Annotated in this window: 10 protein-coding genes; 4 read left to right on the top strand and 6 right to left on the bottom strand. The window is 60.5% G+C overall.

Going from position 1 to position 13,891, the window contains the following annotated elements; genetic code table 11:
* Positions 1-334: 334 nt before the first annotated feature.
* From TBK1r_RS33980 to thpR, 3 genes are all read right to left on the bottom strand, one after another.
* On the bottom strand, positions 335-2,335 hold the full coding sequence (locus TBK1r_RS33980) for a LamG-like jellyroll fold domain-containing protein (RefSeq protein ID WP_145220157.1): 2,001 nt from the start codon (positions 2,333-2,335) through the stop codon (positions 335-337).
* A gap of 115 nt (positions 2,336-2,450) precedes the next feature.
* Positions 2,451-2,669, bottom strand: a complete 219-nt coding sequence (locus TBK1r_RS33975) for a hypothetical protein (protein WP_145220155.1) — start codon at positions 2,667-2,669, stop codon at positions 2,451-2,453.
* Positions 2,670-2,712: 43 nt separating this feature from the next.
* Positions 2,713-3,285: an RNA 2',3'-cyclic phosphodiesterase gene (thpR, locus tag TBK1r_RS33970; RefSeq protein ID WP_145220153.1), complete on the bottom strand. Its 573-nt coding sequence runs from the start codon at positions 3,283-3,285 to the stop codon at positions 2,713-2,715.
* 33 nt (positions 3,286-3,318) lie between these two features.
* Here thpR and TBK1r_RS33965 point away from each other — a divergent pair, with 33 nt between their 5' ends.
* The 4 genes from TBK1r_RS33965 (at position 3,319) to TBK1r_RS33950 (ending at position 7,171) form a co-directional block, all read left to right on the top strand.
* On the top strand, positions 3,319-4,368 hold the full coding sequence (locus tag TBK1r_RS33965) for a YheT family hydrolase (protein ID WP_145220151.1): 1,050 nt from the start codon (positions 3,319-3,321) through the stop codon (positions 4,366-4,368).
* A 75-nt stretch (positions 4,369-4,443) separates the two neighbouring features.
* The gene (locus TBK1r_RS33960) at positions 4,444-4,791 is read left to right on the top strand and encodes a hypothetical protein (protein WP_145220149.1); all 348 of its coding nucleotides are present in this window, start codon (positions 4,444-4,446) and stop codon (positions 4,789-4,791) included.
* 203 nt (positions 4,792-4,994) lie between these two features.
* Positions 4,995-6,134 (top strand): hypothetical protein, encoded by a 1,140-nt coding sequence (locus TBK1r_RS33955; RefSeq protein WP_145220147.1) that lies wholly within the window; start codon positions 4,995-4,997, stop codon positions 6,132-6,134.
* Positions 6,134-7,171 carry a hypothetical protein gene (locus tag TBK1r_RS33950; RefSeq protein ID WP_145220144.1) on the top strand — a complete coding sequence of 346 codons (1,038 nt, stop codon included), beginning with the start codon at positions 6,134-6,136 and terminating at the stop codon, positions 7,169-7,171. The genes TBK1r_RS33955 and TBK1r_RS33950 overlap by 1 nt, the downstream gene beginning before the upstream one ends.
* 125 nt (positions 7,172-7,296) lie before the next feature.
* Here the strand turns inward: TBK1r_RS33950 and TBK1r_RS33945 are convergent, their stop codons facing one another.
* The 3 genes from TBK1r_RS33945 to TBK1r_RS33935 form a co-directional block, all read right to left on the bottom strand.
* Positions 7,297-8,718, bottom strand: a complete 1,422-nt coding sequence (locus TBK1r_RS33945; protein ID WP_145220142.1) for a VWA domain-containing protein — start codon at positions 8,716-8,718, stop codon at positions 7,297-7,299.
* Between the two features lie 148 nt (positions 8,719-8,866).
* A complete protein-coding gene (locus TBK1r_RS33940; protein WP_145220140.1) occupies positions 8,867-9,253 on the bottom strand; it encodes a hypothetical protein in 387 nt (128 codons plus the stop codon).
* A gap of 126 nt (positions 9,254-9,379) precedes the next feature.
* Positions 9,380-13,696, bottom strand: a complete 4,317-nt coding sequence (locus TBK1r_RS33935; protein ID WP_145220139.1) for a cadherin-like domain-containing protein — start codon at positions 13,694-13,696, stop codon at positions 9,380-9,382.
* Between the last annotated feature and the right edge of the window lie 195 nt (positions 13,697-13,891).

Genomic DNA, 13,891 nt, shown 5'->3' with positions numbered 1-13,891 from the left:
GCGAATTTGTCTGATCGATTGAAAGAAAATCGTGAATGTCGGTCGGACGTTGGAGTGGGCAAGACCTTGTTGCCGGGCAGGATCGGGCGCAGAGGCATATGCTGCAGAAATCATTCCGCAGCGTTTGCCCGAAGGGCATCAACAACAGAGCCTGGGGTTACGCCCGGATTCGCTGGGGCTCATCCGGTCTCATTGCAATCGGCATGCACAGCATGCCCTACGCCTCCTCGGCATGCACAGCATGCCCTACGACTCCTCGCCAGCCGAGCCGGCCGGCAGAGCCGGCGGGGATGGCAAGCAGGATGCTTACCCCACTTGGTGGTTGGAACGCGTTCTACTGCACCGGGACGAGTTTGCTGGTTTGGCCCAGCAATCCGTTGGCGGCCGACGCACTGTGATCGAGCAGGAACGGTCCGACGGTGCGATCGAAGTGGTGCAGCAGCACGGTCGTTGCGTCGGGCTCGTGTCGCTTCGTTGGCGTGAAATCGTCATCATAGCGGACCCCTGTCGACAGTCGGAATTCGTCCAGTTGGCCGGTAAACGATCGAGTCGGATTGCCGGCGTGATCGGGATCGGCACCGAGAAACAACGGCAGCGCGTTCGGTTTGCGTTTCCCCTTGGCAGGCTTGGATGCAACCCGTTTGCCGTTGATGTACAGGATCACGTTGTTTCCGTCGTAAACGCCGGCAAGGTGCGACCACTGGTTCAGCGGCAAGGCGTCTTGGCTGATCGCCGAGACGTAGCGGCCGCCCAGGTGCACGTCGAATTGGACGATTCCGTGGTCGGAGAAAAACGCGTACTCAGAGCTTTGTGTTTTTGCGATGATCGCGTCAAAGCCGTCTTGCCGTGTCGGTTTGATCCAGGTTTCGATTGTGAAGGGTCCGGAGGGCAGCTCGAAGGCATCGTCGCGGATCGCGATCGCAGAGGCTTCGTCGCTGACCAGCAGCGATTGATTGGGCGACGAGGCAAAAAAGTCAGCCGGAACCTCGCTCAATTGCAGTCCGATCGGAAACTCTGCCTCGGGCAAGTCGACCGCGACGTTCTCGCCGAGGTAGCGTTTGGCGATCGTAACCGCCGGGTTGCTGGTTGCGACGCCGGCGTTGGGACCGCGACGGATCACGAATTCCACGGTCTTCGTTTCACCCGATTGCAGCGCCAGGTGTTGATGATCGAGCGTCGATGACCATTGGCTTTCCAGCGATTGTCGAGCCATCAGGATCGTCAACTCGACGGGGTGCTCGGCGGGGTTATCGAGTTGCAGCTTGACGACTCCGTTGGCCGATCCGTCGAACGAGAGCATCACGTCGTCGGAAAGTTGTTTCGGTCGAATCGATTGGGCCCGTTCAATCTCTTTCAAAAACTCTGGCGTGAATTGCTTGGGGTCAAACACCGCGCCGACCGGCAGCGACGAGACGGTGATGCGTTTGGGACGCACGGTGACGACGTTGAAGTGATGCAGATGGCCCGCGCCGGGGATCGGCAGATCGTTGGGGATGTGGCCGCCGGTGGTCGCCAAGGCGTAGTACTCGATGCCGTCCTTGACGCCGTCGTAACGCATCTTGTGGATGTGTCCGGCGAAGACGGCGGAAACATTGCCCGCGTCGGCCAAGCGTTGATGGACGGTGTCCCAGTTGGATCCGGTGTAGCCGCCGCCGATCCAACGCGGATGATGCAAGAACACGAACACGTGATCCTGGCCGGAGAGATCCTTCAACGCCTGATCGAGAAAGTCGAGTTGTTGCTGGCTCATCTGTTGCAGACGCCCGGCGTTGAACGCTTTCAAGTTGGTCGCCGGGTCGCCTTCGTCGCTGTACAGCACGATGAAGCCGGCGTTCTTGTGGCGAAAGGAATACCAGAGCGGACCGAAGTGGTTTTCGTAGTTGGATTCATGGTGTCCCGGAGGTGCGGGGTTGTCGCCGCGCCAGTAGATGTCGTGGTTTCCCGCCACCGGGAACCAACGCATCTTCAGACGATTCATGATCTGTTTGTATTCGTCGGCTTGCTCAAGCCACTCGGGCGTTTCGTTGTAACCTTGGATCAGATCGCCGACGGTCATGACCAGATCGGGGTCCAGCAGATTGGTATCGGCGACGGCTTGCTCGAGGACTTTCAAACCGGCGGGAACGCCTCCGGTTCGGTCGCCGTAGACGATGAATTGAAACCCGTCTTCGGCGACCGACGGCGCGATGACTTTCGCCGCCGATCGGGTCGTCAAGACACTCGGCGGACGATCGTGGTCGTGGCGATGGTCAGCGGCGCCTTCGTGCGCCGACGCGATCAACGGAAGGAACAGTGTCGTGGCAACGATCAGCGAAAGGCGGGTTACAAGATTCATGGACTCGGTCGAAACAGGGGGGAGTTCACGGAGAGGGCAATCGTCTCCGATGCGCGTCGGAGTCGAGTGAGGATTAGAACGCGAATCCGATCAAGGGAAACGCCTACGGCAGAAACTAAACGGAACCTTCATTCGATTCATCGGGTCCGTTGAGCACTTGAAAGACTTCGGCCAGCACGTCGGCGACGCGTTCGCTGACGGTGAGATTCCGCGGCGGATGGGGCGGTGACGACGGCGCGATTAACGCTTGCGCGGCCGGTGAAGTTGCTCCGGCACGGTTGGCGGCCGGCGGTGCGATCGGCGGCGAGGCATCGGGATCGGGTACGGTGCTCATGCCACCAGTTTAGTCTGGCCGGGCCGATGGCGGCAAACGACGGCTATTCCAACTCGATCGTGTCCATGACTTGATACGTCGGCCCAGACTTGTCGAGAAAGCTGGCCATCAGGTGAACTTCATCGACCACCATTTCGCCGATCTGGATGTCGGCCAGATCCTTCATCGCCTCGACCAACGCATCGCCGCCCCGCCTGGAATTGCTGCGGGTGCGTCCGAGGGTCAGGTGCGGTGTGTAATCGCGTGGTTCGGGTTTGAACCCCAGGTCGGCGAGTTGCTTTTCCAGTCCGGCGACCAGTTGGACCAGGTTTCCGGTCGGGTCGTCCACCCCGATGAAGACGATACGTGGTTTTTCGGCATTGGGAAAACCGCCGGTCCCGGCAAACCCTAATTCAAAGGGTTCGAGTTTGTCGGTCACGCGACGAATCGCTTTGCAAACCGCGGGGACTTCGACGTTGTCGACTTCGCCGAGGAACTTCAGGGTTAAGTGAAAATTTTCGATCGGCACCCACTTGAAGCTGTCGTCGAGCGGTTTGAGCCGTTTCATGATCTTTCCGGCGGCGGAAGTGACGGCGGCGGGGACCGGAATGGAGATGAAGGATCGGATCGTTTGCATGAATCCAACGCGTTTCTTTACACTGATCGGGAAATGAAAAACTTTGTGCCCCCACCGTTTAAGCCCGACCTGTTGATCCGCGGCGGGCATTTGCAAACGCTCGCATCGCTTCGGGCACCTGGGCAACAGATCGCCGCTGACGCAAACCACGTGGTGGAGTTGCCGGACGGGGACGCCATTGTGCTGCATGAGAACGCAGCGGTCGATGGTGGGGCGGTCGATGGTGGGCGATCGGCGGCATCGGATATCGGTCGGACGGGGCCGTTGGCAGATCGCACGTTGGGCGGTCGCACCGTGGTGTTGTTCCACGGGCTCAGCGGTTGTCACGGTTCCCCGTACATGATTCGTTTGGCCGGCCGGTTCGTGCGGTTGGGGTGGACGGTTTACCGCGTGGACATGCGCGGTTGCGGTGCGGCGCGGGATTTGTCGCGGGGCTTGAGTCACGCCGGCCGCAGCGAAGACGTGTTGGCCGCGCTGGATTTTGTTGCACGACGGCATCCGGATTCACCGCTGGCCGCGGTGGGCGTCTCATTGGGCGGGAACCAGCTGCTGCGTCTGGCCGGTCGGGTCGGTGCGGGGTTGGACGCCCGGCCGGAGTGGTTTGATCGGCTGGAGCGAATCGCGGTGGTCGCCCCACCCATTGATTTGGTCCGCTGCAGCGAAAACATGGAGCGGCTCTCCAGACGGTTGTACAACTACTACTTCATTCGCACCCTGTTTGAACGGATCGCGCCGGCGGTCCGCGAGCGCGAGCATTTCCAGAAAATCGCTTCGCTCGGTCGCCCCAAAACGCTGCTCGAGCTGGATGATCGGCTGACCGCTCCGCTGAGTGGTTTCCAGGGGGCTTTGGAGTATTACCGACAGTGTGGGGCGACGCATGTGACCGCGTCCAATCCCGTCAAAACCTTGGTTCTGGCGGCAAAGGACGATCCGATCGTCCCGGCGGATTGTTTCACCAATGCACGCTGGCCCGATCGAACACGCGTGTTGCTGACCGCAACCGGGGGGCATGCGGGATTTGTCGGCCGCCAGCGATCGTATTGGATGGATGATTGTTTGATTGCTTGGCTGAATCGACTTTGATTGTGCTGCCGTTCTTCGTGTAAGCTACTGACTGAGAGAGTTGAGTTTCGGGTCGTTTGGGACTGAGGCAAATCAATGGCTGGTGATTACCACGGCTGGGACCAGGAGGGCGACCGCTGGCGTTTCGCGGATACCGTGGGACGTCCCAAAAATGAGTCGGTGTTTGTGATCGAAGATTTCGGGGAACCGACATCTGCCAGGCAGGCTTTGTCCGCGATCATGTCGGCGATGGCTCAATTCAAAAATCGTGTTCAGGTGGTCCAGACCGACAGAAATAATCGATTGATCCGGAAACTCAAGGAAGCGTCGTTGTTGAGAGTGGCCGATATCAAGGTCGGCGAGACGCAGCAGTGGGGCGTTTTGGGCGTGCATCCCAAGCGGCCGACCCCGAAGCGGTCCAAGTGGAAATTCTGGGCATCGTAGGCTGGCGTCCGTGACGCTCATGACGCAGCGGGCGGATGGGCCAACGTCCTGTTCGGATTGTTGATACCCGCGTCGGCTGGAGACTCGTGTGATCGCGCCCCATGGGGGAACAAGCGAAGAAACCGACAGGCCGTCTGGCGGACCTGTTTTGAAACGGGGGAGATGAAACGTTGGTTCGGCGACGATCAGAAACGGCAGCTCAGATGCTTCCCAGCCGTACGCCCTTGAAGGTGCCGCTGACGGTCGCCACCGCAGTCGCCTTGATCACACTGGGCGTGACGCTTCAGCCCCAGGCGGAGCGACTTGCGACACAGGCATCACCGCAATCGATGCCGCACTCCTCCGAATCGACTCGGGATGCCGCACTGAGTTCGCAGACGGCACGACGCGTCGCGCGGGCGCGGTTCTATGACGCCGAAGTCATCCCATTGATTGCCGAAATCGATGACCAAAATCGGTTGGCAGCCGATCGTTGCCTGCAGCGGATCGATCGGACACTCAAGCGGTACCATGCCGGGGTCGAGCCGTTTGTCGAAGACATGACCAGCATCTCCACACGACTGGGCGTGCTGAAACGCATGCCCGGCGGCTGGTGGACGAGCGACGGCCGCGTCGAAGCGTACGTGCAGGACAAATTTGAATCGCATTTGTTTTCCGAAGAAACGCTGCTCGATGACATCTCCACCGCGCTGCTGCAATTTCGTCGTGATGTCGACGCCAATCAGACCTTGATGCTGACGCGCGTCCAGGCGGCGCTGACGACGTCCGACTTGCCGGGAGTGCAATTGGAACAACACGACGCCTTTTTCCGAGAATTGTCGACCGAGCTGGGCCGTTACGCGGCCGGTCAGGGAACGACGAGTGTGGAAAACATGCTCGGCGCCCTGGTGCTCGGCGAGGTCGGTGCGTTTGCCGCTCGATCGGTCGTCACCGGCTTGCTGGTCCGCTTCGCACCCTCGGTGGCGATCAGCTCGGCGGCCGGTGCGAGCGCGACGGTGGGGGCTTCGGCGACCGGTGCCGGCGGCGGATCGATCGGGGGGCCGGTCGGTGCCGTGGTCGGTTTCGGGGCCGGGTTAGCGATCGGTCTGGTGATCGACTGGTGGATGACCGAACGGTTTGAAACGGAATTAACCGGCCAGATGCACATCTACCTGAACGATCTGGAGGCGACCTTGATTTCCGGTGGGGTGTTGAATGGCGATGCGACGACAAACCAAGCAACCGACGGCGCCGCGCGGCCGGGAATCGGTCTTCAGGATGCCCTGCCTAAACTATGTGGCCAATTGCGCGACGCCTATCGTGATCGTTTCTATCAGCAAATTGTCGACGGAGAATCGTTGTGATGATGAATGCCAGTCGCCGTTTGACACTCGCGTTGATCGGGATTCTGACCGCCCTGGTCGCGATCGAGCCCGCGCCCGTCGCCCGGGCGGGATCACCGTTGGGCGTCCTGTCGGGTACGTCGGTTGCCCGCGCGATCCTGAAGTACTTTGGGAAAGAAGGCACCGAGGAGGCGACCGAATTTCTGGCTCGCCAAGGCGGACGTGAAATGGCCGAGCGCGTCGGCGCCGCGGCCGTACGTGAAGGCGGCCAAGAGACGGCCGAACAGGTCGGTCGGTTGGCCAGCAAGTATGGCCCCGAAGCGCTCACGGCGCTGGACAATGCCCCCGAGTTAACGCCGCTGTTGGCCGCGCTGGACGAATTGCCCGAGTCCCAGGTGCGGGCGGCCTTGGCACGTCTGTCGGCCGGGCCCGCCGGGCGCGAACTGGCCCAGACCGTCGGCCGCGTGGGCGTCTCGGCACTGCGAAGTGAATTGAAACATCCGGGCGTGGGAGGGATGCTGGCCCGCGTGTTGGGTGACGACGGGGCGGAACTGGCGACCAAACTGACGAGCGATCAAGCCATCGTCGTCGGCCGACATGCCGATGATCTGGCGGCGCTGCCGACCACGCCACGCAACGGCGTGTTGTCGCTGTTGCGAAATGATGCCGAGCGGATGGTCGGCTTCATGGGGCGGTTCGCCGCCGACAATCCCGGCAAGACGCTGTTTACCGCCGCGACCACCACGATCATTCTGGCCGAGTCGGAACGTATTCTCGGCGGGGATGAAATCGTTTTCGATGCCGAGGGAAACCCGATCGTGGTCAGCAAGGCCGGCATCGCCGGGCGGACGATGAAGGCCGGGGGTGAAGCCATCGCCCACGTCTCGGTCAATTATCTGCAACCGCTGTTTCTGACCGTGATCGCGTTTGTCGTCACCTTCGCCACCCTGTTTCTGTCACTGAAATTGTGGCACACCCATCAGCGAGAAAAACTGCTGACGGCCGCGACGTTGAAGGAGCCGGAGACGATCGAGGGTTCGGTGGTGGAGAAGAAGTGAGGCGGAATGCTGGGTGAGGCGGAGGGGCAAGACGATGGGGGCAAGACGATGGGGGCAAGACGATGGGGGCAAGGAACGAGAAACAAGTGGGATAGGCTTCTAGCTTCTTCTTCTGCCGTCTCGCCTCACCTGACCTCTCGGAATTCCCCGTTGCTCGGTTCGCTCAGGTTTCTCAGGAACGTCGCCATCAATGGTTCGACGGCGATCGCGATCGTGTTGATCGTCACGTTGTGGACTTCATTGCGACGAAGGATGTCCAGCAGGATTGCCGAGGGATTCACGATTGGTCCGTACGTCGGTTCGCCGTCGGTCAGCAGGAAGACGGCTTCGAGTTGCGGGTCAAAGCTGAGCGATCGACGCAGCGCGGCATAGGTGTTGGTGCTCCGTCCGGCGGATAAGTATTCGACAAATCGGATCGCATTGCGTTTGTTCGTCTCGTTCGCTTCGACCAATTCTTCGCGCCAAGCACGGACATCGTTGTCGAACACCAGGATGCCGAACTGGCATTGTTCGTCCAGGCCATTGATCGCGGTGATCAATTCCATTTTAGCGCGTTGGATCCTGGCATGGCCGCCCACCACCGTCTTCATGCTGCCGCTGCGATCGATCAAAAACAGCAATCGCTTGGCATAAATGTTGATTCCATAATAGTGCGACGGCTTCAATCGTTTTTCCCGCGCGTAGGAGGCGGCTGATTTGGCCGGTTGCAATCCCATCTGCTGCGGGATCGACAGCTCCGGTTGCCCGTCTTGGCGGAGAATCTCGGATGCCTTGGCCAAGGCGTCTACTTGGGAAGACTCCGGTTTGGGGGTTAATCCGACCAGACCTCGCCAGGCCTGGTAGCGTTCCTCGTCGCCATCGAAATCTTCGCTGGTGACGTGTTGAAACTCTTGGTCCAGCCGATGTGCCAATTGTCCATCGACGTGTTCGAAGAGTTTGGCGAGACCCTCCCACGCGTCGGGATGTTTCATCTCCTTCAGTCCGCGTGCGAGTGTGAACCGGAATCCGTAGCTGGCATCAAAGGCCTCTGAACCGATCAGGCCGATGACGTCATCGATGGCGGCGTGGTGTTGGTTTTTGCAGAGGGTTTGAATCGATGCCATCGCCCAGGTCAGACGACTGCAATCGAGCAGGTCGACGAGCGTTTCGGTTGCCTCGGGGCGATCGACCGTTCCGATGAAGTCGATCATCAATCGCACGCCTCCGGGCAGTTCCGGCTGGCCCTGTTTGACCGCCCGGTCGAATCGGGCGTCTTTGCAAAGGATTTCCAAGGCGTCGACGACGATCGGTAGCGCGTACAGGCGGCTTTGAAAGTCGCTCGGGACCGACCGCAGCGCCGCGACACGCGCTTCGTCATGACGACCGGTCAGCAATCGACGAAAGCGGGCCTCGTTGCGATCGGCCGCGGCGGATGGCTGCGGAAACGACGCAAACATCGCCGACAGCAAAACGATGACGGCCAGTGGCCAGAGGCCGGCCCGAGACACACTGCGACACACACTGCGACACACGGTGGGGCGAATCGAAGTCGCTGGACCGGGTGGCATGGCAAGGTTCTCCGTTGAAAAGGATTACCAAAAGCAAACAAAGGACGCGCTGCGAACGTGTCCATCCTAACGCCCCGGTCACCCCACGGCAAAGCGGCTGCGCAGCAGAACCTGCTCCCTGGGGCAACGCGTTTCCCATCGACCAGCGCTAGGATTGCGGCGATTCGATTTGCAGCGTCACCTGGCCGTCCAGTGCCGCGGGGGACGACCCGCTCGGTTTCAGGGTGACGGCCAATTGATTGGACGTCTGCAGCTGTGCGGTGATATCGACGCGAATCGGATCGCCGGTGGTCGATCGGACGATCAGGGTGTCATTGATCCGGACTTCGATCGAATCGGCCGCGTATTGCGGAATCGACAGCCAGACCACGTCGGTCGGCGTCAACCCGGTCGGGCGGTTGAAGACGCGCCGATAGGTCACCCGGTCGCCGCCGGTCACCGCCAGTGGTGTGGTGTCGGGGACATCCACCTTGTCAGGCGGAGATAGCGGGTCGGCCGAGCGCAGCCAGGGTCGGCGGAGGCGAATGGTATGCACGGTGGAGAAGTGACCGGAAAATCGGGGGCGGAGGCATTACATCCCAGAGCGAGAGGAAAGCATAAAAAAACCGCTGGTGAATTGTCACCAGCGGTTTCGTTTTTGGAACGTTGTCGGGGCCTGGGGTCAGAAGCCCGTCGCCATCGCTCGGTCGATCGCATTGCGATAATCTTCGAATTCCTCTTGGACCAATTCTTCGCTGGTCTCGACGAAGTCAAAGTCGTTTACCGTGCCGAAGAATCGCACGCCGCGTCCGTCGCTGGTGACGACGAATTGGTCCAGGGTCAACCGCGCGGACTTCACTTTGCCGTCCACGGAGTCGATGATCGTCAGCAGAGCTGCGTCACGGGCTTCGTTGAGGACGAGTTCGGCGAATTCGGGATCGAAGCCTTCACCGGCGACCAACATCTGCATGCTGCCGTCGGCGTTGAGCTGGACGGAGCCGCCGGCCAAGCCTTGGGTCAGGTTGCTGGTGTCGATGATGCCGGCATCGATGTAGCTCTTGGCCAGCAAGTCCAAACGTTGTTGAACACCGATCAAGCCGGTCGCGTTGAGTGCGGGGCCGGACGCCGTTTCGCCGCCGGCTTCGCTGATCACGACCTGGCCACGCGTGCTACCGCTGAAATGGACCGAGTCCGGGATGTCGTATTCGACGAAGTAGGTTCCCGGCAGCACGCCGGTGAACGAGTACGCGCCCTGCATGTCGGTCAGTACCGTCGCGATTTGCATTTCGCCCGACGAGGTGACTTCGATCAGTCGAATGGTCACGCCGGCCAGGGCTTTTTCGCCCGCGTCTCTGACCCCGTTGTAAATCGGCGCGGCACCGCCGCGGACGGCTTCGCGGTTCTCGAGATGGTCGATGAACAGCTGGCCGGAGATCGACGATGGCACAAGCGTCTGGCCGATGATTGTCACCGTTGCGACGCGGGGAGCCGAGTTGCCGTTGTCATCGCTGACACGGTAATCGAGGATGATGACTTCGGTCTCGCCGTCTTCCAGGTCGGCATAAGCAGACGGATCGATCAGCAGTCGACTGGTCGCGACATCAACCGTCACACCTCTTGAATCACCGCTGCGGAAATTGGCATCGATGATGAACAGCGGGTCATTGTTGGGATCGGTCGATCCTTCGAGCAGGTTGACCGATTGGCCGGGGGCGTTTTCGTCCAGCGTGATGCTGATGTCCGGGCCGGGAACCGGCGTGTCGGCACCGCCGGTGATCGTGATGGTCGCCGTTTGGTTGACGCTGGCGTTTCCGTCGGTGACCTGATAGGTGAACAGGATTTGCACCGATTCGCCTTCTTCCAGGCTGCCGTAGGCGGCGGTGTTGATGCTCAGGTCGGCACCGGTTCGCGTGATGCCGCTGTCGTCACCGGACACCGTGACGTTGTCAACCGAAAGCACGTCGTTGGTGTCGGGGTCGCTGGCACCAAGCAGCAGCGAGAGCGATTGGGTGCCGGCGTCTTCGGAGAACGTCTCGTCGATTGCCCCGGCGACGACCGGTGCGTCGTTGACGCCGGTGACCGTAACCGTGACCGTTTGGGCGGCGGTGCCACCGTTGCCATCAGCGACGTCGTAGTTGACGACCACGACTTCGTTTTCCGTTGCGCCCAATCCGTTGAAGAAGTTCGGATCAAAGGTCAGCGAGGTGTCGTTGACCAGGGTGAAGGCGGTTGAATTGCTGCTGAAGACCAAGCTTTGGGCGATCAGCGTGTCGGTGGTGTCGGGGTCGGTCGCACCACTGAGCAGGTCGATGGATTGGGCCGCATCGTCTTCGGTGACGGTCAAGGCGAGCGGATCGCCCACCGACGGTGCGTCGTTGACACCGGTGATGGTGATCGTCGCCGATTGGGTGATCGTGCCACCATTGCCGTCGATCAGGTTGTAGTCGTAGATGACGACTTCCGATTCACCGGCCGCCAGATTGTTGTAAGCCGACGGATCGATGGTCAATCCGCTGGTGCCGTTGGCCGAGATGCCGCTGTCGTCACCCGAGCGGAGAACCAAGGAGCTGTCTTCGACCGAGACGGTGTCGCCGTTGTCGGGATCCGAGGCTCCGGCGAGCAGGTCGACATTGGTGCTGGCGTCGTCTTCGGTGACCGTCGTGCTGACCGCGGCGGTGACCACCGGAGCATCGTTGGCTCCGCCGATCGTGATGGTCGCTGAATGGGCAGCCCGACCGCCTTCACCGTCAATGACGTCGTAGCTGTAGGTCACCGTTTCGGTGTCCGTGGCGGCCAAGGCGTTGTAAGCCGCCGGCGAGATCGACAGCACGTTGCCGTTGAGGGTGAAGCCGGAGGTGTCACCGGTGGTCACGATCGTCGCCGCATCGACACTCAGGGTGTCTTCGGTGTCGACGTCGGTCACGTTGGTCAGCAGATCGAGTGTGGTGTCGGCGTCGTCTTCGGAGACCGACAACATGACGGGATCGCCGGCGACCGGGTCACTGTTGGGGGTGTCGCCGTTGATGGTGACCGAAACGGTCGCCGTGTCCGTCCCGCCGTTTCCGTCGGAGACTTCGAATTGGTACGTCACGGTGACGCTTTCGCCATCCTCAAGTGCCGCGTAGGCTGCCGGGTTGACGGTGATCTGGTTGTTGGCCTGATCGGGGGTGACGCCGGAGGTGTCATCGCTGCCGATCTGGGTGATGCTGGAAATGCTGAGCGTGTCGCCGTCGGGGTCGGAGGCGTTTTGCAGCAGATCGATGTTGAATTGGGGATCAAACTCGTCGTTGGTCGTGGCGAGATTCGCTCCGGCATCCGGCGCGTCGTTGACACCATTGATCGTCAAGGACAGCGTTTGAGAGGCGCTTCCGCCCCGGCCGTCGATGATGCTGTAGGTCGCCGTGATCACTTCCGACTCATTGACTTTCAAACTGTTGTAAGTCGCTGGCGTGATCGTGATGGTGTTTCCGCTGAGGGAGACTCCCGATTGATCACCACCGGTGAAGTTGAAGGTACTGACCGACAGCGTGTCGCCATCGACATCGCTGGCACCGGTCAACAGACTCGGCGACGTCGTGGCGTCGTCTTCGGTCAGCGTGATTTCAAGCGGAACCGGTGAAACGGTGGGCGGATTGTTGACCGCGACCGCACCGGTGCTGATCGTCACGCGAGCGTCGTCATCGATGGTGATCAAGTCTTCGGTAACGACATCGTTGCTGCCGTACAGCGTCAACGGATCGGTGCCTTCACCCGGATTCATGTCGATGATCAACGGGTTGGAATCGGACAGTTCCGTGTTCAAGAAGACTTCGATGCGGAACACATCGACGACAGGCGGCATCACACCACTATTGACGTCTCGCACGCCGTTGGGGAACGCTCCGCCCACACCGCCGATGTCGGTGAAGCCGGTCGTCAAGTCAAACGAGCCACGATTGAGCAGGTTGTAGAATTCGAGGTTGTTGGGCAGCGTTCGGCTGCGGGCGTCCAGGTTAAAGCGGACCGCGGCGGAGTTCGGGGTCACGCCGTCGGCTTCCAGCGGCGCGAATTCGCGGAATTCGATCGGGACCGTGTTGTCAAAGTTGGGCGTGAAGGACAGGTCTGCAATGTCGACGTTACCGAAGGCGTCGGCTTTGTAGAAGATCTCGAAACCGAGGTCTTGCCCGTTCTCGCCCTTGAGTGCGGTCGGCTCGGTGATTTCAAAATCGCCCGCGGTCATCCCGAAGGTATTGATCAACGCGTTGGACAGTGCCGTGGAAAAGCCACCTTGGATATCACCGATCGTGATGTCAACGGTCGCGGCCGAGCCTTCACGGCCGACGGTCACAAAGCCGGAATTTGTCGAACGAATCTCTTCGCCGATGATGATCTGTTGCGTCTCACGCAACACCGGTTGCAGGATACCGCCTTGGCTGACGCCCAAATCGGGGAAGACCGAGAACGCGCCCTTGTCATCACCGAAGGTTCGCAGGTCGTCGTACGCGATTTCCAAGTAGAACGAATTGTTGATCCCCACACCGGGTGCTTGCACGACGCCGTTGTTGACCGGCAGCGGATTGTCGTCCTCGTCGCGGGCGCTCAACAAGAATTCGACCAACTCACCCAACTGTTCGCCGCGTGCCAACGCGTTGATCACGCTCAAGGCGTCGCTGGGGGTCACATTGCCATCGGCGTTCACGTCGACTTTACGGCCGGCAAACTCGTCGGCCGTGCCTCCGGCCACCTGCTCGCCGTTGGCGTGCGTGGTCGCCAGGTAGTTGATCACGCTCAGCGCGTCGCTGGGCGAGATCTGAAGATCCTGGTTGACGTCGAAGCTGTTCCAATAGTTGTGGGCGATCTGCAGGTCACCGGCGAGCAACTGACGCTGTTCCAGCGTTTGAGTGGTCAGCCGTCGTTTCATTTCGCCGCCGTGTTGATGCTTGGTGGCTCGACGCTTCTGGGGGCGTTCGGCACCGGTGGAGTGCAAACGGCGGCGGAGCAACTGACGCAGGCTTTTCATCTGGGATTCCGGAAAGATGAAGTAGAACGTGGTTTGCCGGTGACTGTGGGGTCGGTCAAGTGGCGAATCGGAGGAGTTGGGTTCTGCGGGCGCAGAGCCCAAATATTGGAAGCCTAGAGGGGTTAAAAACTCGCCAGGCTGAATATTGGCCCTATCTTATCTCCCCTTCCCGCTTTATCAACGTTCTGATTACAT

The organism is Stieleria magnilauensis, from assembly GCA_007753675.1.
In the GTDB taxonomy this organism is placed as follows: domain Bacteria; phylum Planctomycetota; class Planctomycetia; order Pirellulales; family Pirellulaceae; genus Stieleria; species Stieleria magnilauensis.
The sequence above is the reverse complement of the archived record's forward strand: the minus strand, read 5'-3'. Positions and strand labels throughout refer to the sequence as shown.